This is a genomic window from Corynebacterium sp. Marseille-Q4381 (assembly GCF_036881695.1).
Classification (GTDB): domain Bacteria; phylum Actinomycetota; class Actinomycetes; order Mycobacteriales; family Mycobacteriaceae; genus Corynebacterium.
Genome location: NZ_JBAJNR010000002.1, coordinates 99,701 through 123,903, shown reverse-complemented (window position 1 = coordinate 123,903; position 24,203 = coordinate 99,701). Strand labels below are relative to the sequence as shown.

Here is a 24,203-nt window from a genome sequence, read left to right as displayed (position 1 = left end):
CGTGGTTCCAGCGCTGGACGACGCGTGGGGAAGCGCGCTGACGCGGGACGTTTGTGCGGTGTGTGAGGTTAAACACTAAACCTTGTGCCTGTCCTGTGAGGTCACCACTTCCGGCATACCCTTGAAGAGGAACAACTGGGTTTCCCGCGCCGCCTTTCGTGCGGTGACAATGCTAACCATTACGAGGAAAGGGATCGCACGTGAAGAAAGCGATTGTAGTTTTCGAGGTTGAGGGCGGCTCCGACAAGTCCTTCGACGGCCACCGCAAGGACACCATGCCCATCGTCAACGCCATCAAGGAAAAGGGCTGGCACTCCGAGGTCGTCTACTACCGCCCCGACTGGAGCGATGACCTCTTCAACTACGTTTCCGAGAACTTTGATGCCTACATCTCCCGCGTGAACCCGGGCAACATCCCGGGCGGCGAGAAGGGCTACTTCGACCTGCTCACCCGACTTTCTGAAGCTGGCCTTGTCGGCATGTCCACCCCTGAGGAAATGATCTCCTACGGAGCGAAGGACGCGCTGGTGAAGCTGAACCAGACCGACCTGGTTCCGTCCGACACCGCCGCCTACTACGACGTCGAGACGTTCAAGAACACCTTCCCGACCTCCCTGTCCTACGGCGAGCGCGTGCTGAAGCAGAACCGCGGCTCCACCGGTTCCGGCATCTGGCGCGTCCGCCTCGCAGACCCAGAGCTGGCCGAGTCTGTCGAGCCGGGTACCGCGCTGCCGCTCGACACCAAGCTCAAGTGCACCGAGGCTGTGGACAACCACACCGAGGACCGCGAGCTCGGCGAGTTCATGGACTTCTGCGAGCAGTACATCGTGGGCGACAACGGCATGCTGGTTGACATGCGCTTCATGCCGCGCATTGTCGAGGGCGAGATCCGCATCCTGCTGGTCGGCCCGCACCCGGTCTTCGTCGTGCACAAGAAGCCGGCTGAAGGCGGCGACGCGTTCTCCGCAACCCTGTTCTCCGGCGCGAAGTACACCTACCAGAAGCCGGAGGAGTGGCAGGAGCTCGTCGACATGTTCGCCGAGGCCCGCCCGGTCATCGCCGAGAACCTCGGTGGCGACAACATCCCGCTGATCTGGACCGCTGACTTCATGCTCGCCGACGACGATGAGACCGGCGAGGACACCTACGTCCTCGGCGAGATCAACTGCTCCTGCGTCGGCTTCACCTCCGAGCTCGACATGGGCATCCAGGAGATGGTGGCTGATGAGGCTATCAAGCGCGTTGAGGAGAAGCACGCGTAAGTTGGCGCCGCTTTACTAGCGCCTGTTTATTGGTCCGCTGACCGCAGCTTCGGGTGAGATTCCCGGAGACTGTGTCAGCGGGCCTTTTTCCGCGCAAAGGGGACTATGCGCGGCCTGTATGCGCGGCATAACAGTCTCAACCTCAACCTGACCGTTTTATGCCTCGCATAATCTTGCGCCGCGCAGAACCGTGCGCGCCGTCTACACGGTGCGCACGGTGTACGGAGATGCGCAGCACAGGCAGCCTTACTGTCCACCAACTACAGTTGGGTACCGAAATCATTAACGGAAGACGTAAGGAGACAGCACATGTCTACGCCGTACAACCCGACGGGTTCGAACGACAACAACGACCAGCCGGATTACCTGACCGACCGCAGCGCGGAGTCCTCGGAACCGACCACCAACTTCTCCCGCAGCGAGTCTGCGTCCGAGTGGGGCACGGGCGACGCCGCGTCATCTTCCGAGTGGGGCACCAGTGAGTCGTCGTCCTCCGCTTCGACCTCGGGTTCCAGCTCCAGCTCGTCGAACGAGGACAACCCGTGGGGCGCGCAGTCCCACGCGCAATCCCAGAACGGGCAGTCCGATTACTCGCAGTCCGACTACTCCCAGTCGGGCTACGGTCAGGCTCAGTCCTACAACCAGTACGGCCAGCCGCAGTACGGCCAGTCCGACTACTCGCAGGGTGATTACTCCCAGTCCGGCTACGGCCAGTCCGGTTACGGTTCGCAACCTCAGCAGCAGGACCAGTACCAGGCGCAGTACGGCGCGCAGCAGGGCCAGTACCCGCCGCAGAACCAAGGCCAGAATCAGGGCCACGCGCAGACCCAGTACGGTCAAAACGACTACTCGCAGTCGCAGTACCAGGGCCAATACCAGCAGGGCCAGTACCAGCAGCCGGCGCAGTTCGGCGCTCCGCAGGGCGGGTTCCAGCAGCCGGGCAAAGTGGGAAAGGGCGACCGCGACGGCTTCTTCAAGGCGCTGTTCGACTTCTCCTTCAGCCGCTACATCACGATTGACTTTGTCAAGGTCATCTACGCAATCGTGCTGGCGTTCATCGCACTAGGCTGGGTTGTCGGCCTCTTCGCTTCCTTCTCCGGCTTTGCTGACGGCGTTGGCACCGGTTTCCTCTTCCTCTTCGGTTACCTCATCTTCGGTACCGCAGTGGCGTTTCTGGCGTTGGTCTTCGCCCGTATCGGTCTGGAGTTCTACGTGGCGATGGTGAAGACCGCGCAGAACACCTCCAAGCTGGTGGAGTACGAAAAGGACAAGGCCTAAGCCCAGAAGTCGCTGGCGTCGAGGCCGAACGAGTAAAGGCTTCGGCGCAAGAGCGGCATCGAAAGGCCGATGACGCTGGTGGGGTCGCCGTCGATGGAGTCGATGAACCAGCTGCCCAGCGCTTCGAGTGTGAATGCGCCGGCGCATTCCAGCGGCTGCCCGGAACGGGCGTAGGCCTCAATATCCGCGTCAGAGACTTCCCCGAAGCGGATTGTGGTGGCGACGGTGTCCACCACCCACTGACCCCGGTATGAAACCGCGTGACCTGTGAGCAGGCGCGCGGTTTTTCCGCGTTGGGCCTTCCACCGCTCAATGGCCCGCTCGACGGTGTGGGGTTTGCCGAGTAGCGCGCCGTCAAGCAGCAGCATCGAATCGCACCCCACCACGACATCCTCGGGAAACTCCTCGGCAGCAGCAGCGGCCTTCGCCCTGGCTAAAGCCGCGACGACGTCCTCCGGCTCGACCCCGCGCATAGAGGCGATGACGGCGTCTTCATCGACGTCGGAGGGCCGCAGTACCGGTTCCACACCGCCCTGCGTAAGCAGCATGCTTCTCGACGGCGACTTCGACGCCAACACCAACCGCACGCCTTTGCCAGCCATAACTTTTTAGTAGTATGCGGCGCTGCCGAACGCGTGCGGGTTGTAGAGCGGCGATTGGTGGTAGCCGGGGCGGCTGACGCCCCAAGCGTTCCGGTCAGCCGGGGTCTGGGACTTCGTCGCCTCGTTGTGCAGCTGGCTGAGCAGCTGGGACAGGGCCTCGAGCTCGTCCGCGCTCGGGTTACCCTTCGTCACTTCGATATCCATTGAAGGGTTCTCCTTAGAGCGGGATGTTGCCGTGCTTCTTCACCGGCGGGTAGACGACCTTGCGCTCGAGCAGGCGCAGGCCTTCGAGCACGTGGCGGCGGGTGTGCGACGGCTCGACCACCGCGTCGACGAGCCCGCGCTCAGTTGCGACGTAGGGGTTCAGATTCTCTGCCTCGTACTCGGCGGTGTCTGTGCCGATCGCCTCGGCAGCCGTGGCAGCGTCCGAAAGCGCGATCTGCGCGGTCGGCCAGGCGAAGACCAAGTCCGCTCCGAGGCCCTTGGAACCGAGCACCATGTACGCCTCGCCGAACGCTTTCCGGGTGATGACAGTGATTATGCCGACTTGGGCCTCTGCGAACGCGTAGGCGAGCGCGGCAGCGCCGCTCAGCGCCTGGTCGTCCGCGAACCCCGGGCAGTCCACAAACTGCAGCACGGGAACGTTAAAAGCGTCGCAGGTGCGGATGAACCGGGCAGCTTTGCGGCCGGCGTCTGCGCTCAGCTTGCCTCCGGTTACCTTCGGCTGGGTGGCAACCACACCGACTGCGCGGCCGGCGACGTGGGCGAAACCGGTCAGCACGCTCCCGCCTTGCTCCGCGCCGAGCTCGAGGAAGTCGCCGTCGGTGACAGCGTTGACCACGTCGCGCATGTCGTAGGCTTCGTCGTCGTTGTCGGGCATGAAGACATCGAGATCGGGGCCGTCCGCACCGTTGCCGCCGTCAGCCTGGCCCAGCGGGGAGGCGGCGAGGTTGTTCTGCGGCAGGAACCCCAGAACCGCGCGGGCCTGCTCAATCGCCTCCGTGTCGGTCGCGGTGGTCAGGTGCGCCTCGGCGTCGACGCTTGCGCCCTCGACCTGGATGATGAAATCGGCGACCGGGATCGTCGTCGCGGCGATAGAGGAGGTGTCACCCGCAACGATTGCGATCTGCGGCACCAGCCCGGAGGCCTGCGAGACGGCCCGCAGGATCTTGGCTTGCATGTGGGCGGTGACGATACCTTCCTGGTAGCGGGGGCCGGCGGAGTCGTAGATGCCGACAACCGGCACGCCGGTCTTCGTCGCCAGCTCGTACAGCTTCAGGACCTTCTCGGCGTAGACTTCGCCGATCGCGCCGCCAAAAATCGTCGCGTCCTGGGAGAAGACGAACACGCGCTGGCCTTGGATGAGGCCGTAACCCGTGACCACGCCGTCCGTGGCCGGCTTGGTGCGGTACATCTTGTACGCCTCGACGCGGTGGCGGGCGAGCGCGTCGGTCTCGACAAACGTGCCGCTATCAAGCAGCTGCTCCACACGCTCGCGGGCGGTAGCGGAGCCGGCGGCGTGCACGGCGTCGACAGCGTCCTGACCAACCGGAGCTTGCGCCTCATCGAGGCGGTTGCGGAGGTCTTCTAAACGACCGGCTGTGGTGGTCAAGTCGGGTTTCGAAGTCATAGGGCTTAAGTGTAGATCGGGCCGAAACGTTTTCCGACTTACGGCTCCTGCCAGTCCAGGCCCCGCCGGATACGGATCGGGCCCTTCACGCTGGCGAAATCTACCTCATCGTCGCCTTGGGTGATTCTCACAACACGTTGCTGCGCAAGCTTGCCGGCAACCGTGCGCACGTCGTCCATGTAGTCGCGCCACGGTGTCAGCCGAGTACAAGTGACGTGCGGCCTCGGAGGGGCAGATGGAAGACTCGGGCTTGCGTTGCGCGAGAAGACCGAGGGTCGCCGCCTCGATGTCGCCAGCGGTCACATCCTGGTCAGCCACGCTTGTACACACGCCACGCGGAGCGAATGAGCGGTAGTTGCAGCGGGAGCCGGCCCAGCGCCACCGCCTTCTTCGCCAAGGGCTTGTCGCGCCACTGCCAGGCCATGTAGAAGTTCGCGGGCCAAACCGCAGTGAACAACGCGGCCGAGAACAGCCCGCCCGCTCGTCGCATAGCAGCGGAACGCCGGCGGTGGTCTGCGTTGCTGCGGGGGCCGAGGATTGGAGAGGCCAGCAGCACCGCCGCCGTGAGCTCCGCGGCGCCGGAGGCGTAGGTGTACATGCGGGCTTTGCCGGGCAGGGACGGCGGAACGATGTCATCGAACGGTTCCGGTTTGATGAAGTGGAGCGCGCCGGCGCCGGCCAGCAGTGAAACGAGGAAGCGGGGGGATAACTGCATTCCTCCAGAGTAGTCCGGCAGCCATCAACCGTAGTTAGACCACCCGTTCGAGAAAGCCAAAGGGCGTGTAGAGCTCAAATTTATACTTGAACGCGTAAACCAACGACCACCAACCCATGGCCCAGGGAGGCGCTATGACTGCGAAGCAACTGTCTTTTTCCACCACCATCCACGGCGTCGACCTCGAGGCTGAAATCTCTGTGGGTCCGCGCGGCGGCGGGTACGCCACGGAAGAACACCTCGAGTACGCGCGGGCGCTCACCGAGCACCTGATGGACCTCACCGCGGAGTACGAGCCGGAGGAAGACGCCCGCAACGAGTCGCTGGACGCGTACGCGGTCTTAGCTAACACGCTGCAGGTGCTCGACTTGGCGCGCGATTCAGAAGACACGACCGCGAAGCAGATTAAGGAGTACCTCTTCCACGCAGCGAGCAACTTGGAGGTGCTCGCTGCCTGGGACCCGCGTTTCGCCATGGCGTACCACTTGGCCAGGCTGGGTGAGGCCGAGGCAGGCAACTTCGACTACGTGCGCGTCTCCGACCTCGTGGAGAGCATCGAGACGTGGATGCCGCTGCGGTACGCGGATGCGGGGTACACGCCGCACCGCGTGATTGTGGACGACCGTCAGAGCGAGGAAGATTTCCAGGCCACCCGCATCCCCGACCACACCGCCGTCAGCATCCGCATGGTGGGCGACGAGGACGTGACGGATGACGATTTCAACGTCACCGGCCGCATGGTGTTGCCCGCGCCCATGTTCCCCGACGGCACGCTTGAGAACCGCGTGACGGTGCAAAGCCTCATGCACGACAAGACGGTGGTCTGCCGCTTCACCACGAACCGCGACGCATTCCACCTGCTGCGCACGCTCGGTGAGGCGGTGGAGATGTACACCACTGAACGCCGCGGCGAGCTTCCCATCGACTTCTACACGGAGCTCGCGTACGCGAAGCAGCTGTGCTGGGTGGCCGGCAGCAAGCGGTTCTTGGAGGACGGTATTTACCGCCGCAGCGTGATTGACGAGCTCTACCCATCGCTCATTGTCTTAAGCCTCTTCGGCCCGGAGTACGAGATGCCGAAGCACCTGGCCAAGCTCGCGGAGACGCTGAACGAGGACATGACCAGCGACGCAGCCATCCACATCGTCAACACCATCGACGCGTGGCTGCCGCGCGATGTGAAGGATTACGTGCCCGCCGGGTGGGGCGAAGACTTCGACGCGCAGATGCCGATGACGCTGCTCGACGGCATCAACGCCCTGCCGGGCGCCCGCTTCGTGGTGGTGTTCGACGACCAGACGCGAGAAGATTTCGAGGCCACCGGGTTGCCGGACAAGTCCAAGCTCATCCCCATGGACATCGGCCCCGAAATCGACCCGCGCGTCCTCGGCTCAGGCGGCGGGATTCAGGTGTTCCGCACTTGGGTCTAGCGCGGGTCTAGCGCGCCCTAGCGGTCCCAGACGCGGTGGCCGGCCAGCAGGTCCTTCACGGGGGCTGCAGCCGCGTCAGCGGTGTCCACTGCGGCGATGCCCGGCTGGTCCGCATCCACGCGCGCTGCCTCCAGGGCCGCTGCGCCTGACGCGCCCACCACAGCGATCGCCTTCTTGTGGCGCTCGAACTCGCCCAGCATGGTGTTGACGTCCGTGTTCGCCGGCGGGTTGACCACAACGGCGGCGTCGAACTCGATCGAGCTCGCCGTCAGGTAGGTGCGGGAAACCGAAACGTCCTTGCCGCCCACGGTGACCTTGCCGCCCTTGTCAGAGACCAGGAACGGGGTGGTGCCGGCGGCAAACAGGTCGTCGACAAGCTTGCCCACAGCCTCGGCGTCGTCGCCGGAAAGCTCGGAGGAGATCAGGATGGCGACCTGGCGGGCGTCGATAGGCCAGCTGCCGCCCGTCTGGGACAGCGCAGGGGACGGCTCAACGTCGGCCACTTCCTGCTTCTCCGGGTGCGGCAGGCCGAGGTTGTCGGCCACCGTCTCGGCGAGATCCTGGTCAACGTGCGCCAGCACGTCGAGGTAGCGGACCTTCACCGCCTCCTCGTAGCACTTACCCAGCTCGAAAGACAGTGCCTGGGTGAGGTGCTCCTGCTCGACATCGGTCAGGGAGATGTAGAACAGGCGGGCCTGCGAGAAGTGGTCGTCGAAGGAGACCGGGTGCTCACGTGTGATCTGGCCTTCGACGGGGCGCGGGACGTCGATAAACGCACCCTCTTCAACCGTCGCTTCCTTCGGCAGCCCACCGTCGAGCGAGTTCGGCTTGTACGGCGCCACACCGACGTGGGAGCCCTGCTGGCCCATTGCGTCGCGGAAGTTCGTGTTCACTGCCGTGTGCGGGCGGTTGATCGGCAGCTGGGTGAAGTTCGGGCCGCCCAGGCGCGAGATCTGGGTGTCCAGGTAGGAGAACAGGCGACCCTGCAGCAGCGGATCGGCGGTGACGTCGATGCCCGGGGGCAGGTGGCTCGGGCAGAACGCGACCTGCTCGGTCTCCTCAAAGTAGTTGCGCGGGTTCTTGTTCAGCGTCATCGTGCCGATGATCTCAACCGGTGCGAGCTCCTCCGGCACGATCTTGGTCGGGTCGAGCAGGTCGATGCCCTCGAACATCTCGTCCTCGGTGTCCGGGAACACCTGCACGCCGAGATCCCACTGCGGGAAGGCGCCGGCCTCGATCGCGTCGTACAGATCGCGGCGGTGGAAGTCCGGGTCCATGCCGCCGGTGATCTGCGCTTCCTCCCACACCTGGGAGTGCACGCCGAACTTCGGCTTCCAGTGGAACTTCACCAGCGTGGTCTCGCCGGCGTCGTTGATGAAACGGAAGGTGTGGATGCCGAAGCCCTCCATCATGCGCAGAGAGCGCGGGATGCCGCGGTCCGACATGTTCCACAGGGTGTGGTGGGTGGCCTCGGTGTGCAGGCCGACGAAGTCCCAGAAGGTGTCGTGCGCGGACTGCGCCTGCGGGATCTCGCGGTCCGGGTGCGGCTTGCCTGCGTGGATAACGTCCGGGAACTTAATCGCGTCCTGGATGAAGAAGACCGGGATGTTGTTGCCCACGAGGTCCCAGTTGCCCTCTTCGGTGTAGAACTTGGTGGCCCAGCCGCGGGTGTCGCGCACGGAATCGGCGGAGCCGCGGGAGCCGAGCACAGTGGAGAAACGGACGAAAACCGGGGTCTCTTTGTCCTTCTTAAACACGGCGGCCTTGGAGATCTTTTCTGCCTTACCGTTGGCCACGAACACGCCGTGGGCGCCGACACCGCGGGCGTGCACCGCGCGCTCGGGGATGCGCTCGTGGTCGAAGTGCGTGATCTTCTCGCGGAAGTGCAGGTCCTGCACCAGCAGCGGGCCGCGCTCGCCGGCGCGCAGCGACTTCGACGTCTCGCTCAGTCGCGCGCCCTGGGAGGTGGTGAGGTACTCGCCCTGCTGCGCGCGCGGGTCCGGTTCGGAGGCGCCAAAGTGGAACGGGCAGCCGTTGACGCTGACGGCCTCGGGGGCCTTGGTGGCCTCAGACGGGTTGTCCGCGCCTGCTGGTGCGCCGGACACGGTGTCACCGGCCGGGGATGCCTGGGTGACCGACGGCTTCGGATCTTGCGCGTTTTGCTCTTGCTGTGAAGCTTCTGAATTTGCCATGACCTTTACCTATGTGCTCGGGGTTATGGGACAAATCCGAGCATAGGCTGAAACGGGGACGCGCGTTGCGGGTGTGCTCGGCGCTAGGCTTAGTGCCCATGAGCATCAAGGATGTGCAGGCAGTGCAGGAGGCCGTCGCCGAGTACTGGCCGGACGTGCGGTGGGTCGAATCGACCGGTTCAACCAACGCGGACATGCTGCGCGAGGGCGAGCCGGGCACGGTGCTGATCGCCGACGAGCAGACCGACGCCAAGGGACGTTTGGGCCGCCAGTGGGTCACGCCGAAGGGATCGCAGCTGGCCATGAGCATGGTGCTGGACGCCTCGGAGCACCCGGGCGACTTCGGCCTTCTGTCCATTACGCCGGGCGTGGCCGTCACCGACGTGGTGCCGGAGGCGCAGCTGAAGTGGCCAAACGACGTGCAGATCCGCGGCAAGAAGATCGCCGGCATCCTCTCCGGCCTGGACATGCCGCGGGTGGTTGTGGGCATCGGCATCAACGTGGCGATGCGCCCAGAAGACCTGCCTGTGGAGACCGCGACCGCACTCAACCTCGAGGGCATCGACGTCGACTTCGACGACTTCACCATCGACATCCTCAACGCCATGGGCCGCCGCCTCACCCAGTGGCGCGAGGGCGACCCGCAGCTGCTCGAGGATTACCGCAAGGTCTGCGCGACCATCGGTCAGCGCGTGCGGCTGGAGCTGCGCACCAGCGACGACGAGGGGGAAGTCACCGGCACCGTCGACGGCATCAACGACCAAGGCGAGTTGCTTATCGACGGCACCCCGTACGCCGTCGGCGACGTCCACCACCTCCGCCCGAGCGAAGCGTAGTGGCGAGGCAGGCCGACTTTGCAGTCGGCGAGGACGAGGTAGTCCTCGCCGACGTCAGCGCGCCGATTTCGACGTTGGTCTTCCCCCTGCTGGAAGCGGTAGTGGTCACCGGCGTGGTGTGGATCGCGATCGGCTGGTTCGACGTCAACACCGAGCTCGACCCGCTGGTGCGCAACCTCGTCGTGCTGGGGTGGGTGCTGGTGGTGATCTGGCGCTTTATCGTGCCAGTTTCGCGCGCGCGGCGCCGCCGGTTCGTGGTCACAGACCGGCGCGTGCTCTCGCGCGGCCCGCGTGGCGCGGTTGATTCTATCCCCCGCCAGCACATCCATTCTGCGCGCAAGTCCGGCGGCGGCATCTCGCTTTCGGTCTACGGCTTCGAGCGGCCGCTTTTCTTCGACCAGGTGGGCAAGCCGAAGCAAGTCGAGAAGATCATCAACTCCTAGTTCTTCACCTCGGTGTGGTGGATCTGGTCGTCCAAGTCCTCCGGCGCGAGGTTGCCGCCCGCGAATTCCGCGGTGATCGGCAGGTGCAGCTCCATGTCGGTACCGGGGCACAGCTCGATGACAGCGTCGTCCACGGTGTAGTCGAGCACGTGGCCGCCCGAGGTGCGGTCGTCGTTGACGAAGTGGACGTGGCACCCCGGCACGCCGATGCCCTTGGCGTAGGCCGGTGTGCGGAAGCCGCCGATGATGCCGCTGACGTCGGTGAAGTTGTGCTCCGCATCGTCGCCCACCGCCTGCGACATCGGCGGGTAGGGCTTGAACTGCTTGCTCACCGTGCGCGTGGACACGTGGGAAAACGTGCCGGTGATCTTCACTGCGGTGAAGTAGTTGCCGCTCGGCTCTACGCTGTCGATGAAGCTGGACAGCTCGGAGCGGCGCATGCCCCGCGGGGCCTCGACGCGGATCCGCGGGACGAAGTTCGTCACCACGGTAAACGGGGTCCGCTGCTCCAGGCCGGCGACGCGGGCTTTGCCGTCGGAGGTGAGCTGGTGGCACACCCCGTCGATAATCAGCATCTCCCCGTCCAGCCCGTCGAACGTGCCGAGCCCGAAGTTGCCCTTCGACAGGATCTCGCCGATGGTCAGCTCTCCGTCGTAGATCCCGTCGAGCAGGGCGGTCATCAGCGAATTCTGGAAGATCGTGTGCCGCTGGATAGTTTCAGCCATGGGTGCGATGGTACTTCGAACTGCGACTACAGTGTTGGGAGTGAGTAACGCGTATGGGATGCCGGTGGTTGCGATCATCGGCGACGGGCAGCTGGCCCGAATGATGCAGACTGCCGCCATCGAGCTGGGGATTGAGACCCGCGTGCTGGCGGGAAGCAACGAGGCCTCCGCGGCGCAGGTGATTGCCGACGCCCGCCTGGGCGATTACACCTCGCTCGAGGATTTGGAAGCCGCCACCGAAGGAACCGACGCCGTCACCTTCGACCACGAGCACGTGCCCAACGAGCACCTGCAGGTGCTGATCGACAACGACCTCGATCCGGAGCCGCGCCCGTCTGCGCTCATCTACGCCCAGGACAAGCTGGAGCAGCGTCAGCGCCTCAACGCGCTGGGGGCGCCGGTGCCGGAGTTCGCCGCCATCAACACTGCCGAGGACGCGGAGGCGTTCTGGGAGCAGGTGGATGGGCAGGTCTGTCTGAAGGCCACCCGGGGAGGATATGACGGGAAGGGGGTGTGGTTCCCTGCGTCGTTAAGCGAACTGCTCTCCCTGGTTGAGGAGCTGGACCTGCCACTTATGGGTGAGCGGAAGGTGCCGTTCGACCGCGAGCTGTCTGCCATGGTGGCGCGCGGCCGCACCGGCCAGATTGCGGCGTGGCCGGTGGTCGAATCGATCCAGGACGGCGGCATCTGCCGCGTGGCGATCAGCCCGGCGCCGGGCTTGGACGAGAAGCTGGAGCGCGAAGCCCGCGAGCTGGCCTCCCGCATCGCGCAGGAGCTCGACGTGACCGGCGTGCTTGCCGTGGAGCTGTTCGTCACCGGCGATACCCTGCTGGTGAACGAACTTGCGATGCGCCCGCACAACACCGGCCACTGGACCCAGGACGGGTGCGTGACTTCGCAGTTCGAGCAGCACCTGCGCGCCGTGCTGGACTGGCCGCTCGGCGCGACGGAACCGACGGCGCCGGTGACCGTGATGGTGAACACGCTCGGCGGCGACACCGATCCGGAGATGCCGATGGCCGAGCGCGTGATCGAGGTGATGCGCCGCTACCCGCAGGCAAAGATCCACCTGTACGGCAAGGGCCACCGCCCGGGCCGCAAGATGGGTCACGTCAACGTCGCCGCGGATACGGTGGTCGAGGCGCGCGCCGTCGCGGAAGATGCCGCGCACTTCATCGTGAACGCGACGTGGCGCGACGAAAGCGCCGCAGGAGAGGAGTAAGAGGTATGCAACCGCTTGTTGGCCTGATCATGGGCTCGGATTCGGACTGGGACACGGTCGCGCCTGCCGCAGAGGTGCTCCGCGACTTCGGAGTGCGCTTCGAGGTGGGCGTTGTGTCCGCCCACCGCACGCCGGAGAAGATGCTGGCGTACGCGAAAAGCGCCCACACCCGCGGCCTGAAGTGCATCATCGCCTGCGCCGGGGGAGCGGCTCACCTGCCCGGCATGGTCGCCGCCGCCACGCCGCTACCGGTCATCGGCATCCCGCGCGCGCTTGCGGATCTCGACGGTCTCGACTCCCTGCTCTCCATCGTGCAGATGCCGGGCGGCGTGCCTGTTGCCACCGTGTCTATCGGCGGTGCCAAGAACGCCGGCCTGCTCGCCGTGCGCATCCTCGGCGCGGGCGACGACGCGCTGGTGGAGAAGATGGCCACCTACCAGGCCGACCTCGCCGCCGACGTCGAGCGCAAGGACGACGCGCTCCGCCAGCGCCTGCTCGGCGACTAATTGGTGAACCCGATCGTTGTCCTCGGGGCAAGGATTATCGACGGCCGCCCCAGTCGCATGCTCGCCTCCCGGTTAACCTCAGCGCTGTCGATTTACAACGCCGCACCCCGCCCCATTGTGGTGAGCGGGCGAGGCGAGGCCGAGGTCATGGCCTTATGGCTTGCCGAGCGGGGTGTTCCCCTCGAGCACATCGTAGTTGAACCGCACGCCACCTCCACCAACGAAAATCTCGAGCGGGCCCGCGCTCTTTTCCCAGATGCCGCGCGGTTGACGGTGGTCACCAGCAACTTCCACGTCGCTCGCACCGCTGTCTGGGCGTGGCACCTGGGCATCCCCGTCGACCTGGTCGGTGCCCCCATGCCGCCCGGGTACCCGAAGAGCAAGATCAAGAACTACTCGCGCGAACTCATCGCGGTGCCCCACTCCTTGGCCCGGGTACTGTGGCGCCGTCTGGTCGCGCAGGTGCGCGGGTGATTATGCCGCGCATAATCTTGGGGTCTCGGCGCGTAGCGCACCGAGACCCCAGCTGGTTGTAGCCAGCGGCATGAGCCCGCCAGCCGAAGACTGGCTACCCCTTCACGCCGCCGGCGGTGAGACCGGAGACGATTCGGCGCTGGAAGACCAGCACCATGATGATGAGCGGGATCGTCACCAAAGAACCCGCAGCCATGATCGCGGCGTACGGGTACTCGAATGCGCTCGGCCCGGAGAAGCGGGCTATCGCGACGGTGACGGGCTCGGTCGCGGTTGTGGACAGCTGGCGGGCGAGCATGAACTCGTTCCACGTGGTGATGAACGCGATGATCGCGGTGGTGAAAATCGCCGGCGCCGCCAGCGGCAGCAGAATGAGGCGGAACGCTTGTCCCCGGGTCGCGCCGTCGACACGCGCTGCTTCCTCAAGCTCCCAAGGGAGTTGCTGGAAGAACGAGATGAGCGTGTACACCGTCAGCGGCAGCGCGAACGAGATGTTGGGAATGATCATCGCGCGGTAGGTGCCGATCCACCCGAGGTCGCCGAAGAGCTGGAACAGCGGCGTGACCAGGGCGATACCGGGGAACATCGAGGCAGCCAAGATGATGCCCGTGATGAACCCCTTGCCGGGGAAGTTCAGCCGCGCGAGCGCGTAGGCCGTGAATACGCCGACGAGGACGGCGAGCGCAGTCGTGCTCACGGAGATGATCAGGGAGTTGCCGATCGCACCGAGGAAGTCGTTGCCCTTATCCGTCGCGAGCGCGTCGCGGAAGTTGTCCAGCGTCACGTGCGTCGGCCAGGGCGTGGTGTCGAAGGTGTAGCGCTTGTCGCGCAGCGCCGTTATTAGCATCCAGTAGAACGGGGCGAGCCCCCAGAACATGATGAAGATGACACCGAGGAAGTGTCCTACCTTTTTCATCGCGCAGCCTCCGACAGTCGTGCGTCTAGCGGTTCAGCGTCTTGAGCAGTTGCTTGTCGACGCCGCCTTTTCTTCTTCCTCTTCCCTTCTTCCTTCACAGCGCCGCCGACATCCGCGCCGAGGAACCGGATCATCACGAACGCCACGAAGAAGATCAGCAGGAAGATCAGCGTCGACAGCGCTGATGCCGAGTTGAAGTTGCCCTGCCTCATGTCCTCAACCACCAGCTGCGAGATCGTTGCTGTAGGCGAGTTCGAGGACCCGGAAATCATGATCACCGGCAGGTCGTACATGCGCAGCGCGTCGAGGGTGCGGAAGAGCACTGCCACCATGAGAGCGGGCCGCACCAACGGGAGCGTGATGCGGGTGAACTGCTGCCACGCGTTTGCGCCGTCGACGCGTGCTGCCTCGTAGATGTCCTGCGGGATCATCTGCAGACCGGCGAGGATGAGCAACGCCATGAACGGGGTGGTCTTCCACACGTCGGCGATGACGACGGCGAAACGGGCGGCCCACGGGTCCGTCGTCCACGCGATGCTCTGGCCGAGCAGCGAGTTAACAATGCCGTTGGGCGCGAACATGAACTGCCACAACTTCGCGGTGACAGCGGTGGGGATCGCCCAGGGGATGAGCACCGCGGCGCGGATCATGCCGCGCACCTTGGAGGGGTGGTTCATGATCATGGCCATCGCCAACCCGAGGATCGTCTCGAGCGCGACGGTGACCACGGTGAAGAAGAGCGTGATGCGCACTGCCGGCCAGAAGTCGGTGCTCAAAACGCCCGGCGGGCAGGAGCCCACCACCCCGGAGGGGCTCATGCACCGGTTCGTGAGCCAGTACAAGTAGTTGTCCAGGCCCGCGAACCCACCGTCGACGAAGACGCCCGTCTTGGGGTCGAGGTGGCGGTTTGACTGGAACGACAGCCAGATAGCGCGGACGATGGGGTAGCCGATAACGATGGCGAGCACGATCAGTGCCGGAGCCACCAAGCCGTAGGCCTTACCTACGTCGGACTGCTTCTTCTGGGTAACGGTGCTCATACGCGCCCTTCTCGTTGCACGTGGGGAGAAATGGGCTCACGCCCGCAACGGATTCTAAACCGCGCGGGCGTGAGCGTTTAGCAATGAGGCGTGTGAACTACTGCGCCTGCTGGATGGCTGCAGCCATGTCCTTGGTCGCGTCGTCGACGCTCTTGCCGGAGGTCAGCGCTGCGTACGCGTTGTCCTGGATGGCCTTGGAAATCGCCGGGTAGAACGGGGAAACTGGGCGCGGCTTCGCGTTCTCCAGGGACTCCTTGAGTGCCGGGAGGTACGGGTGGTCCTTGATCAGCTCCGCGTCGTCGTAGATGGAGGCAAGCACCGGCGGGAACGAAGCTTCGGCGAAGGAGAGCTGGTTCTCCTCAGAAATGATGAACTCGATGAAGTCGCGGGCGGTTGCCTTGTGCTTGGAGTTCACGTTGATGCCGTTGTTGTAGCCGCCGAGGGTGGAAGCGCCGACGCCGTTCTCGCCAACGAGCGGCTGCACCTCGAAGTTGACGCCAGCCTCTTCAGCGTTGGAGTACATGTACGGCCAGTTGATCGCGAACGCGGTCTCGCCGCCGGTGAACGCGAGGTTGGTCTCCTCCTCGGTTGCCGCGGTGGAGGCCTTCGCAATGGTGCCGTCCTCGTACGCGTCCACCAGCGCCTGCAGACCGGCCTTCGCCTCTGGGGACTCGATCGTCGGCTGGCCAGCGTCGTTGATGACCTCGCCGCCCCAGCCGTGGATGAAGCCGAGCGTGTTCACGGTCAGGCCCTCGTACTGCTTGAGCTGTGTGGTCAGGCAGTCGGTCTCGATTGCTTCGCACGCGGACTTGATATCGGCGAACGTGTCCGGCGCCTCCGGGATGACGTCGGTGTTGCGGAACAGGAGCTGGCCGTTGGTGTTCTGCGGCAGCGCGTAGAGCTTGCCGTTGTAGGTCGCGGAGTCGACGGTCGACTGCAGCAGGTCGGAGGTCTCGACGGCGTAGTCGCCCTCGAGCGGTTCCAGCCACTGGTTCGCCGCGAAGTCGGCGGTCCAGACAACGTCGAGCGCCATCACGTCGTAGTCGGCGTTGCCGGCCTGCAGGGACTGCACGAGGGTGTCGCGCTGGTCGTCGGCCTCGCCGGCGAGCTCGGAAAGGGTGACCTTCTCGTCAGGGTGCTCGGCGTTCCACTTGTCGATGATCGGGATGATCTTGTCGGTGTCGTTGCGGCCCATGGCGAAGGTGATGGGGCCGCGGTCTTCGCCGGCGTCGCTCGCCGCAGCGTCGCTCGCGGCGGCGGTTGTTGCGCCGGTCTCATCGTTGGTGGTGCCGGCGGTGTCGCCATCGTTGGAGCAAGCCACCAGTGCGGTGGAGGACAGTGCGAATGCGCAGATGGCCGCGCCGGTCCTGCGGGTTGCGTGACGGTTCATTCAAAAGGCCTTTCGGATCACAAGTCAGATCGGAGGTGACTAACAATGTAGAACCCAAAAGATTCGAGAACCGCCATTTTTGGTGTTTACCCAAATATGGGGGTGGATCTGGCGACTTAACCTTGAGTTAAGAAGTGCGTTACCTTTTCTGCCTGCGAGATGCGGTCTAAGTGCTCGGCCGGTATCAGCCCCGTCGCTACCACGACAGAACCGCCGGCCGCCAGCGGAGCGAGAACGTGCTCCTCGAACTGCGCTGCGGTACTCCACGGTGCCGACAGGTAGCGGTGGGGTCCGTACCCGGTGCGGGTAAACTGCCCGAGATCGGGGGAGTCCCCGAAGTAGGCGTCGCCGTAGAACCGCACCGTGGGACCGAAGTCCACCGCGCCCGCGGGCAGCGCGCCACCTGCTTCCTCCACGCCGCGGCCAAACGGGTCGTCCGACACCACCACGACATCCGGGGTGGCAGGCCACTGCTCCGCCCGTTCAGGGGAGGTAAAGACGACGGGCCAGGTGCTTGCCGACGCCGTCGCGTCTCCCTTCACCGCAAACTCCGGCTTCACCCCCGCGTTGTAGGCGCCGAGGGCGATCACGGCGGACTGCCAGCTGGGCGCGAGATCAATAAGCGCGGTATCGCCGGCTGCAAGGTCGAACTCCTCCTCGAGCATGTTGGCGACCTTGCTGGCCCAGTTGTCCAGCGTCTGCGCGGAAAATTCCATGCGGGTTCCGCGGTCCTCGTCGTACACCGTCAAGCGCGGCGAGGCGGGGTCGGATGCGAGAAGCGGTTGAAGCAAACTCATGCCTGCCCAGCGTAGAACAATTAGTTTACGCAGCGCGGGCCCGTTCCCTCCGCGGTGAACTCGGGCGCGATCTCCGCGGCGCCGAAGTCTTCGCCCGGGGTGCCGATCGGCTCGGCGTATTCAGTCCCGTCCGCGCCGCCGTCTTCCTCGATGGCGGCGGGGCCGTCGTAATCGTCGGCCACCACAACGATCAGGCTGCCCGGCTCGAGTCCTTCGTTGGAGGTGATTGGCAGCCCGCCCAGCATGCGGGCGAGCTCCACCGCCGCCGGGTCTGCCGGGTCGGCGGCTACAACCTGGGAGGTCGAGTAGATGCCGTCCAGGGCGTTCGAGACGCTGGCGACAGTTAGACCTTCCTTCTCAAGGTGCGTGCCCACAGCACCCGCCTGTCCAGGGCGCGCCCCGGCGTTGAGAACGTAGGCCTCGTAGCTGGTAAACACCGCAGCAGCCGGCGCTGACTCCGATGCGGCAGTGGAATCCTCCTCCGTCTCCTCCTCAGGTGGGTTGGCGGCCTCCTCCATGAATCGGTGCACTTGGCCGATGTCGACGGTGACGATGGATTCACCGTAGTCGCCCACGCCGTTGACCGAGGTCACCGGGATCGTGGCAAAGGTAACGTCGCCGCCGGCAAGCCCCGACATCTGCTGCGCGAACGCCATAATGTCCCAGCCCTGGTCCAGGGTGACGGAGCGCTCTGCGGCTGCGGCCAGGTCGCGCAGGCGCGCCGGGTTGGTGAGCGTGCCTGCGGACAATGTCTTCTGCACCAACGAGGCCATGTACGCCTGCTGGCGCACGATACGGTCGAAGTCGCCGCGGGGCAGGTCGTGGCGCTGGCGCACAAACGAAAGCGCCTCCGCCCCGTCGAGGGTTTGCCGGCCAGCCGGGAAGTGGGCGCCGGACAACGGCTCGTCGACGGCGTTGTTGAGGCAGACCTCGACTCCTCCCACGGCGTCTGTCAGCAGCGCGAAGCCGAGCAGGCCCACTTGCGCGTAGTGGTCGACTTCCACGCCGGTGAGGTCCGCGACCGCCTCGATCAAACCCAGCTGCCCGGCGCGGGCAACCTGCTGCTCAAGTTGCGGGCCCTGCGACATGCCGGCGGCGACCAGATCCTCGCGGCGCTTCTCCGCGTGGGCGGCGTAGACGCCGTTGATCTTCAGGTTGCCGAAGTCATCCGTGTGGACGTACGTGTCGCGGGGGATAGAGACGGCGGTTGCGCGGGAGCCGTCTTCGGGTACGCGGACAACCATGATGGTGTCGGTGTTGATCTCGCCGTCGGACACCCCGGCGTTGAGGCGGGCGAGCTCCTCCTCGGACAGGGGGTTGCCCTGGGCGTCGGTGCGGGAGTCGGAGCCGACAAGGAGGATGTCCACCGCGCCGTCGACAAGCGCTTGCTTCTTGGCGCCCTTGCCCCCGCGCTTCGGGGTCTGGATCTCCAGTTCTGAGGCGCTGAGCTGGTTGCCGAGGCGGCCGACGGTGGCGTACCCGACGCCGGAAACCAATAGGGTGGCGGCGGAGAAAAAGGCGAGCACGGCCTTCGCCGCCGGGTGGCCCGCTTGGCTCACGTCGCGCGCACGCGACGGCGCGGGTGCGATGCTGCGCGCGCGGCGGGGTTGGCCTTTGCGGGAGTTGTCCGTCACAGCCGGAAAGTATAGTGCGCGCGCCTGCCCGGGCTGACATGCAGCGCTGGGTAAGCTATCCCGCATTGTGATCGACGCTTTGCACCTTGACAGCAACCGCGGCCCCGCCTCAGAAGCACCTCTGGCCGTGGTCGCGGTGACGTATTCGCCCGGCCGCCACCTCGGTCAGCTGATCTCGTCGCTCAAGGCAGCGACATCCGCAGGCACCGTACTCGTCTGCGCGGACAACGGTTCCACTGACGGGGTGCCGCAGGCGGCGGCGCGCGAGCACGACAACGTCGAGTTCGTGCCCACGGGCGGAAATATTGGGTATGGAGCGGCGATTAACGTGGGTGTCGGCAAGCTGCAAGCTCTTCGGGCCCGCGGCGCGGTGAACCCCGACTACTTCCTGATCGTCAACCCCGACGTGGAGCTTGCGCCGGGCAGCGTAGACAAGCTGCTCGAGTGCGCCGATGCGAGCGGCGCTGGCGCGACCGGTCCGAGGATCGAGGAGGCCGACGGGTCGGCGTACCCGAGTGCGCGGCAGGTGCCCGGGCTGATCAACGGTATCGGCCACGCGCTGTTCGGCGACATCTGGCCGTCGAACCCGTTTACCGCGTCCTATAAGAAAGGTGCGGACATGGACACCCAGCGCACCGCGGGGTGGCTCTCTGGCGCGTGCCTTTTAGTGCGGTGGGACGCGTTCGACGCTGTCGGCGGGTTCGACGAGCGCTACTTCATGTACTTCGAGGACATCGATTTCGGCGACCGGTTGAGCCGTGCCGGGTGGGACAACTTCTACTGCCCGTCGTCGGTGATCTTCCACGATCAAGGCCACGTGGCCGGCAAACACAGCCGGGTCACCGTGCCGGCGCACCACGCCTCCGCGTACCGTTTCCAGCGCGATCGCCACCCGCACTGGTGGCAAGCCCCGATCCGCGCGGGATTGTGGCTCGGACTGAAAGTGCGCAGCGCGGTTTCGCTCGCTCGCGGGTAACTACCAGACAAAAGGAAGCAGCATGGTTGAGCAAGCACACCAGGCCTCGGGCCAGGTCCACCCAGCCGAGGTCGACGCCGTCATTCTCGTCGGCGGCCAGGGCACGAGGCTTCGCCCGCTGACGGTGTCGACCCCGAAGCCGATGCTGCCGACAGCCAACTACCCCTTCTTGAGCCACCTTCTGGCCCGCATCGCAGCCGCGGGAATGAAGCACGTGGTGCTCGGGACGTCGTACCGTGCCGAGGTGTTCGAGGAGTACTTCGGCGACGGCACCGACTTCGGGCTCGAGATCGAGTACGTGGTGGAGGAGGAGGCGCTGGGGACCGGCGGCGCGATCCGCAACGTGCACGACAAGCTGCGCTACGACACGGCGATGGTGTTCAACGGCGACGTGCTTTCCGGCGCTGACCTCACCGCGATTCTGCGCACGCATATCGAGGGCGACGCGGATGTCACGCTCCACCTCGTGCGAGTGCCGGACCCGCGCGCTTTCGGCTCGGTGCCGACGGACGAGGACGGTCGCGTGCTCGCGTTTCTGGAGAAGACCGAGGACCCGCCGACCGACCAGATTAACGCTGGCTGCTACGTGTTCAAGCGCGAGGTGATCGAGCAGATCCCCGCGGGTCGGGTGGTCAGTGTCGAGCGCGAGGTGTTCCCGGGCTTGCTTTCCGACGGCGCCCGGGTCCTCGGCCACGTCGACTCGTCGTACTGGCGCGACATGGGCCGGCCCAGCGACTTTGTGCAGGGCTCGTCCGACCTGGTCCGCGGGATTGCCCACTCACCGCTGCTCGAGGGCAAGACCGGCGAGTCGCTGGTTGACCCGTCCGCGGGCGTTGCCGCCGGGGTGATCTTGGTGGGGGGTACGGCAATCGGCCGCGGCTCGGTCATCGGCGCGGGCTCGCGTATCGACGACTCCGTGATTTTCGACGGCGTCACCGTCGAACCGGGCGCAGTCGTGCGGAACTCAATCATCGCCTCCGGGGCGACTATTGGCGCCAACGTGAAGCTGAAGGATTGCGTCATCGGCGAAGGCGCGCGCATCGGCGCCCGCTGCGAACTCGAGGGCGGCATGCGCGTCTGGCCGGGCGTGGAACTCCCAGATTCGGGGGTGCGTTTTTCGCCGGATGCATAAGCGACACGCCGAATCGCCAAACTAGTTAACTTCGGCGGGGGTGCCTACCAGATGTAGTACCCCCGCCGACTACCCCTGAAGGCGCATGGGTGAAACGCGTGTGACTGGTGTGACTAGCGCGCTGGGGGAACCATAGTTTTCGTGCTCGATCGGGCGGGCGAGGTTGCGGCTATTTAGTGGATGCGTGTTGAATCGCAAGCGTGTAATCCACCGGATGACCGGCAGACCTGAAAAACAACGGAGGAAGGGAGGGCGTGGAGTATGGGAGACGACGCATTTCTCCGCGGCGCGGCCGTGGGGGGCATGACGCTGGATGAGTTGTTCGGCACCGTCGAGCAGGAATGGCAGGATCAGGCCCTCTGCGCGCAGACCGATCCGGAGGCGTTCTTCCCTGAGAAGGGTGGCTCCACCCGCGAGGCGAAGCGTATCTGCAAGGCATGCGCTGTCCGCGATGAGTGTCTCGAGTACGCCCTCGAGCACGATGAGCGGTTCGGTATCTGGGGTGGGCTCTCCGACCGCGAGCGCCGCCGCCTGAAGAAGCAGCTCGGCTAGCACTTACCAGGGGAAACTTTCGTCGATGTCGCGCGGGTCCATGTTGAGGTAGTACGCGACAAGCGCAGTGAGCACCCAGGTAAGAAGTTCAGCCCGCTCTTCTCCCGAGCGGGCTCTTTGCTCGATGGGACTGCGGAAGACGACGAACCTGGCGCGGGTGGGGTTGCCGTTGCGGTCCACACCAGCCTCCAGCACGCGGCCGAGCGGCACGGGGCCATCGGCGACGATCTCTTCCGGCATCACCGTCATGTCTGCGCGCAGACGCATCCGCGGAATCATGTCCACCGCCAGATCCACGCCGGTGAGCTGGTCGAAGTAGGCGTTGTGGAGCGGTGCGTACATCTCTAAAACGAGTTGGTCGAAGGCCATCGACCGGCTGCGGTAGCGGGGGACACCGACGGGCACGAGCGGTCCGCGGGCGCCGCGGCCGTGGCGGTCGCGCCCCGGACGCAGGTGCAGGGGGCTAGCTGAATCGGTGCGCATACGGCTAGATAGTAGGGCTCGCGCGCGTACAGGTAGTCGGGGCGCGCCGCGTGCTACTCCCCGAAAACTCAAGCAGGGGTTTAGACTTAGGCGCCGTGAGCACTTTTCGACGTTGTTGCAGGCCCGGCTGCGGCCGGCCGGCTGTGGCCACGCTCGTCTACGCCTATGCCGAGTCCACCGCTGTGGTCGGCCCGCTAGCGCCGGTGCCGGATCCGCACGCCTGGGACCTGTGCGAGCGCCACTCTGCCCACATCACCGCCCCGGTCGGCTGGGAGATGGTGCGTGTAGAGCAGGTCGACATCACCGATGAAGAGTTCGACGCCATGGACGAGTCCGACCTCACCGCGCTTGCCGAGGCTGTGCGCGAGGCGGGCCGGGTGACCACCGGGCTGGTGGACACATCGCAGGACCCGATCGAGTACCAGCCATCGAAAGACTTCAACGACCCGGCAACCTCCAACCACCCGGTGCACCGCACGAAGCGCGTGGAGGAGCAGGCGGCAGCGCAGCGCGCGGCGCGCCGCTCCCACTTGCGTGTGGTGCCCGACCCGTCGAGCGGTGAAGGCGAGGCAGAAAGCTAAGCTTTCCCGCATGGTTTACACCAGCGAGCGCTTGAGCAAAGTAATTAAGGCGTACGACATCCGCGGCGTCGTCGGTGAGACGGTGGATGCGGATTTCGTCCGGCAGGTGGGCGCGGCGTTCGCGCACATTCTCCGCCGCGAGGGGGAGACCCGGATCGCAGTCGGTCACGATATGCGCCCGTCCTCGCCCGAGTTGGCGGCGGCGTTCGCCGACGGCGCCGCGGCCCAGGGTCTGAACGTGACGGTACTTGGCCTGACCAGCACCGACGAACTGTACTTCGTGGCCGGCACCCAGAGCTGCGCGGGCGCGATGTTCACCGCCTCGCACAACCCTGCGCAGTACAACGGCATCAAGCTGTGCCGCGCGGGGGCGGCGCCGGTGTCGACAGACACAGGGCTGGGGGAGATCCGCGAGCTGCTGCTCTCCGGTGAGTTGGAGGGGGCGGATGCGGGTGTTGAGGGGGGCGTCGACAAGCAAGATGTGCTCGGCGCCTACGCCTCGTTCCTGCGTGAGCTGGTGCCGGTGACGCGACCGCTCACAATCGCCGTGGATGCGGCGAACGGCATGGCGGGGCTGACGGTGCCGGCTGTGCTCTCCGACATGGACATCCGGCCGCTGTACTTCGAGCTCGACGGCACCTTCCCCAACCATGAGGCGAACCCGCTGGACCCGAAAAACCTGGTTGACCTGCAGCGCTTCACGCCCGAGCAGGGCGCCGACATCGGGCTCGCCTTCGACGGCGACGCCGACCGCTGCTTCGTGGTGGACGAGCGCGGCGAGCCGGTGTCCCCGTCGGCGATTACCGCGCTGATTGCCGCGCGCACCCTCAAAAAGAACTCGGGTGCGACGATCATCCACAACCTGATCACCTCCCGCGCAGTGCCCGAGATCGTCGCGGAGCTCGGCGGCACCCCGGTGCGCACCCGCGTCGGCCACTCCTACATCAAGGCGGAGATGGCCGAGCGGGGGGCGCTTTTCGGCGGGGAGCATTCGGCGCACTACTACTTCCGCGAGTTTTTCAACGCGGACTCCGGCCTCGTTGCCGCGCTGCACGTGCTTGCGGCGCTGGCGGAGCAGGACAAGCCGCTGTCCGAGCTGATGGCTGAGTACGAGCGCTACGTCGCCTCCGGCGAGATCAACTCCGAAGTGGAGGACCAGCAAGCGACGATGCAGCGCGTCGTCGACGCTTTCGCCGACCGCGCCTCGGACGTGGACTACCTCGACGGGGTCACCGTGTCGCTGAAAGACTCTAAGGCGTGGTTCAACGTGCGCGCTTCCAACACCGAGCCGCTGCTCCGCCTGAACGTGGAGGCTCCGACCGCGGAGGCGGTGGACGAGCTGGTCGCCGAAGTGCTCGGAGTTATCCGCGCGTAACTGCCTAGACTC

Annotated in this window: 25 protein-coding genes and 1 pseudogene; 13 read left to right on the top strand and 13 right to left on the bottom strand. The window is 65.5% G+C overall.

Annotated features, from left to right (window positions below; genetic code table 11):
- Positions 1–200 precede the first annotated feature (200 nt).
- Both V6D40_RS02385 and V6D40_RS02380 read left to right on the top strand, forming a co-directional pair.
- On the top strand, positions 201–1,262 hold the full coding sequence (locus V6D40_RS02385) for a Cj0069 family protein (RefSeq protein ID WP_334288762.1): 1,062 nt from the start codon (positions 201–203) through the stop codon (positions 1,260–1,262).
- A gap of 309 nt (positions 1,263–1,571) precedes the next feature.
- A complete protein-coding gene (locus V6D40_RS02380; RefSeq protein ID WP_334288761.1) occupies positions 1,572–2,540 on the top strand; it encodes a DUF4282 domain-containing protein in 969 nt (322 codons plus the stop codon).
- On the opposite strand, the gene V6D40_RS02375 is transcribed toward V6D40_RS02380, so the two are convergent.
- The 5 genes and pseudogenes from V6D40_RS02375 to V6D40_RS02355 all read right to left on the bottom strand — a co-directional run bounded on the left by V6D40_RS02375 (position 2,537) and on the right by V6D40_RS02355 (position 5,487).
- Entirely contained in the window at positions 2,537–3,127 is a 591-nt protein-coding gene (locus V6D40_RS02375; RefSeq protein ID WP_334288910.1) for a Maf family protein, read from the bottom strand. The genes V6D40_RS02380 and V6D40_RS02375 overlap by 4 nt on opposite strands.
- Before the next feature lie 21 nt (positions 3,128–3,148).
- Positions 3,149–3,346 (bottom strand): acyl-CoA carboxylase subunit epsilon, encoded by a 198-nt coding sequence (locus V6D40_RS02370; RefSeq protein WP_334288760.1) that lies wholly within the window; start codon positions 3,344–3,346, stop codon positions 3,149–3,151.
- Positions 3,347–3,359: 13 nt separating this feature from the next.
- A complete protein-coding gene (locus V6D40_RS02365; protein WP_334288759.1) occupies positions 3,360–4,772 on the bottom strand; it encodes an acyl-CoA carboxylase subunit beta in 1,413 nt (470 codons plus the stop codon).
- A 38-nt stretch (positions 4,773–4,810) separates the two neighbouring features.
- Positions 4,811–5,075: pseudogene (locus V6D40_RS02360) on the bottom strand (DUF3253 domain-containing protein).
- Positions 5,076–5,082: 7 nt separating this feature from the next.
- Positions 5,083–5,487 (bottom strand): DoxX family protein, encoded by a 405-nt coding sequence (locus V6D40_RS02355; RefSeq protein WP_334288758.1) that lies wholly within the window; start codon positions 5,485–5,487, stop codon positions 5,083–5,085.
- A gap of 134 nt (positions 5,488–5,621) precedes the next feature.
- On the opposite strand from V6D40_RS02355, the gene V6D40_RS02350 reads away from it, so the two are divergent.
- Positions 5,622–6,917: a hypothetical protein gene (locus V6D40_RS02350; RefSeq protein WP_334288757.1), complete on the top strand. Its 1,296-nt coding sequence runs from the start codon at positions 5,622–5,624 to the stop codon at positions 6,915–6,917.
- Positions 6,918–6,934: 17 nt separating this feature from the next.
- Here V6D40_RS02350 and V6D40_RS02345 read toward each other — a convergent pair whose 3' ends face one another.
- Positions 6,935–9,109 carry a catalase gene (locus V6D40_RS02345; RefSeq protein ID WP_334288756.1) on the bottom strand — a complete coding sequence of 725 codons (2,175 nt, stop codon included), beginning with the start codon at positions 9,107–9,109 and terminating at the stop codon, positions 6,935–6,937.
- Positions 9,110–9,207: 98 nt separating this feature from the next.
- On the opposite strand from V6D40_RS02345, the gene V6D40_RS02340 reads away from it, so the two are divergent.
- Positions 9,208–9,945, top strand: coding sequence for a biotin--[acetyl-CoA-carboxylase] ligase (locus V6D40_RS02340; protein WP_334288755.1), 738 nt, complete (start codon positions 9,208–9,210; stop codon positions 9,943–9,945).
- A complete protein-coding gene (locus tag V6D40_RS02335) occupies positions 9,945–10,388 on the top strand; it encodes a hypothetical protein (protein WP_334288754.1) in 444 nt (147 codons plus the stop codon). Before V6D40_RS02340 ends, V6D40_RS02335 begins: the two co-directional genes overlap by 1 nt.
- On the opposite strand, the gene budA is transcribed toward V6D40_RS02335, so the two are convergent.
- On the bottom strand, positions 10,385–11,113 hold the full coding sequence (gene budA / locus V6D40_RS02330) for an acetolactate decarboxylase (RefSeq protein WP_334288753.1): 729 nt from the start codon (positions 11,111–11,113) through the stop codon (positions 10,385–10,387). The genes V6D40_RS02335 and budA overlap by 4 nt on opposite strands.
- 40 nt (positions 11,114–11,153) lie before the next feature.
- Between budA and V6D40_RS02325 the strand changes: the two genes are divergently transcribed.
- Genes V6D40_RS02325 through V6D40_RS02315 form a run of 3 tightly spaced genes read left to right on the top strand, consistent with a single transcriptional unit; the run spans position 11,154 to position 13,315 of the window.
- A complete protein-coding gene (locus V6D40_RS02325; protein ID WP_334288752.1) occupies positions 11,154–12,335 on the top strand; it encodes a 5-(carboxyamino)imidazole ribonucleotide synthase in 1,182 nt (393 codons plus the stop codon).
- 5 nt (positions 12,336–12,340) lie between these two features.
- Positions 12,341–12,841 (top strand): 5-(carboxyamino)imidazole ribonucleotide mutase, encoded by a 501-nt coding sequence (gene purE / locus V6D40_RS02320; RefSeq protein WP_334288751.1) that lies wholly within the window; start codon positions 12,341–12,343, stop codon positions 12,839–12,841.
- Between the two features lie 3 nt (positions 12,842–12,844).
- Positions 12,845–13,315, top strand: coding sequence for a YdcF family protein (locus V6D40_RS02315; protein ID WP_334288750.1), 471 nt, complete (start codon positions 12,845–12,847; stop codon positions 13,313–13,315).
- Positions 13,316–13,409: 94 nt separating this feature from the next.
- Here V6D40_RS02315 and V6D40_RS02310 read toward each other — a convergent pair whose 3' ends face one another.
- From V6D40_RS02310 to V6D40_RS02290, 5 genes are all read right to left on the bottom strand, one after another.
- Positions 13,410–14,231, bottom strand: a complete 822-nt coding sequence (locus V6D40_RS02310; RefSeq protein ID WP_334288749.1) for a carbohydrate ABC transporter permease — start codon at positions 14,229–14,231, stop codon at positions 13,410–13,412.
- Positions 14,228–15,271 carry a carbohydrate ABC transporter permease gene (locus V6D40_RS02305; RefSeq protein ID WP_334288748.1) on the bottom strand — a complete coding sequence of 348 codons (1,044 nt, stop codon included), beginning with the start codon at positions 15,269–15,271 and terminating at the stop codon, positions 14,228–14,230. Before V6D40_RS02305 ends, V6D40_RS02310 begins: the two co-directional genes overlap by 4 nt.
- A 97-nt stretch (positions 15,272–15,368) precedes the next feature.
- The gene (locus V6D40_RS02300) at positions 15,369–16,661 is read right to left on the bottom strand and encodes an ABC transporter substrate-binding protein (protein WP_334288747.1); all 1,293 of its coding nucleotides are present in this window, start codon (positions 16,659–16,661) and stop codon (positions 15,369–15,371) included.
- Between the two features lie 116 nt (positions 16,662–16,777).
- Positions 16,778–17,458 (bottom strand): TIGR03089 family protein, encoded by a 681-nt coding sequence (locus tag V6D40_RS02295; protein WP_334288746.1) that lies wholly within the window; start codon positions 17,456–17,458, stop codon positions 16,778–16,780.
- A gap of 20 nt (positions 17,459–17,478) precedes the next feature.
- Positions 17,479–19,092, bottom strand: coding sequence for an LCP family protein (locus tag V6D40_RS02290; protein ID WP_334288745.1), 1,614 nt, complete (start codon positions 19,090–19,092; stop codon positions 17,479–17,481).
- 67 nt (positions 19,093–19,159) lie between these two features.
- Here V6D40_RS02290 and V6D40_RS02285 point away from each other — a divergent pair, with 67 nt between their 5' ends.
- From V6D40_RS02285 to V6D40_RS02275, 3 genes are all read left to right on the top strand, one after another.
- The gene (locus tag V6D40_RS02285) at positions 19,160–20,068 is read left to right on the top strand and encodes a glycosyltransferase family 2 protein (RefSeq protein ID WP_334288744.1); all 909 of its coding nucleotides are present in this window, start codon (positions 19,160–19,162) and stop codon (positions 20,066–20,068) included.
- A 22-nt stretch (positions 20,069–20,090) separates the two neighbouring features.
- Positions 20,091–21,200 (top strand): NDP-sugar synthase, encoded by a 1,110-nt coding sequence (locus V6D40_RS02280; protein WP_334288743.1) that lies wholly within the window; start codon positions 20,091–20,093, stop codon positions 21,198–21,200.
- Between the two features lie 303 nt (positions 21,201–21,503).
- Positions 21,504–21,752, top strand: coding sequence for a WhiB family transcriptional regulator (locus V6D40_RS02275; RefSeq protein ID WP_187370955.1), 249 nt, complete (start codon positions 21,504–21,506; stop codon positions 21,750–21,752).
- Positions 21,753–21,755: 3 nt separating this feature from the next.
- On the opposite strand, the gene V6D40_RS02270 is transcribed toward V6D40_RS02275, so the two are convergent.
- Complete coding sequence (locus V6D40_RS02270) at positions 21,756–22,235, bottom strand: metallopeptidase family protein (RefSeq protein ID WP_334288742.1); 480 nt, start codon at positions 22,233–22,235, stop codon at positions 21,756–21,758.
- Between the two features lie 95 nt (positions 22,236–22,330).
- On the opposite strand from V6D40_RS02270, the gene V6D40_RS02265 reads away from it, so the two are divergent.
- Together V6D40_RS02265 and V6D40_RS02260 are read left to right on the top strand one after the other, a co-directional pair.
- Positions 22,331–22,816 (top strand): DUF3499 domain-containing protein, encoded by a 486-nt coding sequence (locus tag V6D40_RS02265; protein WP_334288741.1) that lies wholly within the window; start codon positions 22,331–22,333, stop codon positions 22,814–22,816.
- Between the two features lie 10 nt (positions 22,817–22,826).
- Positions 22,827–24,191 (top strand): phosphomannomutase/phosphoglucomutase, encoded by a 1,365-nt coding sequence (locus V6D40_RS02260; RefSeq protein ID WP_334288740.1) that lies wholly within the window; start codon positions 22,827–22,829, stop codon positions 24,189–24,191.
- Positions 24,192–24,203 lie beyond the last annotated feature (12 nt).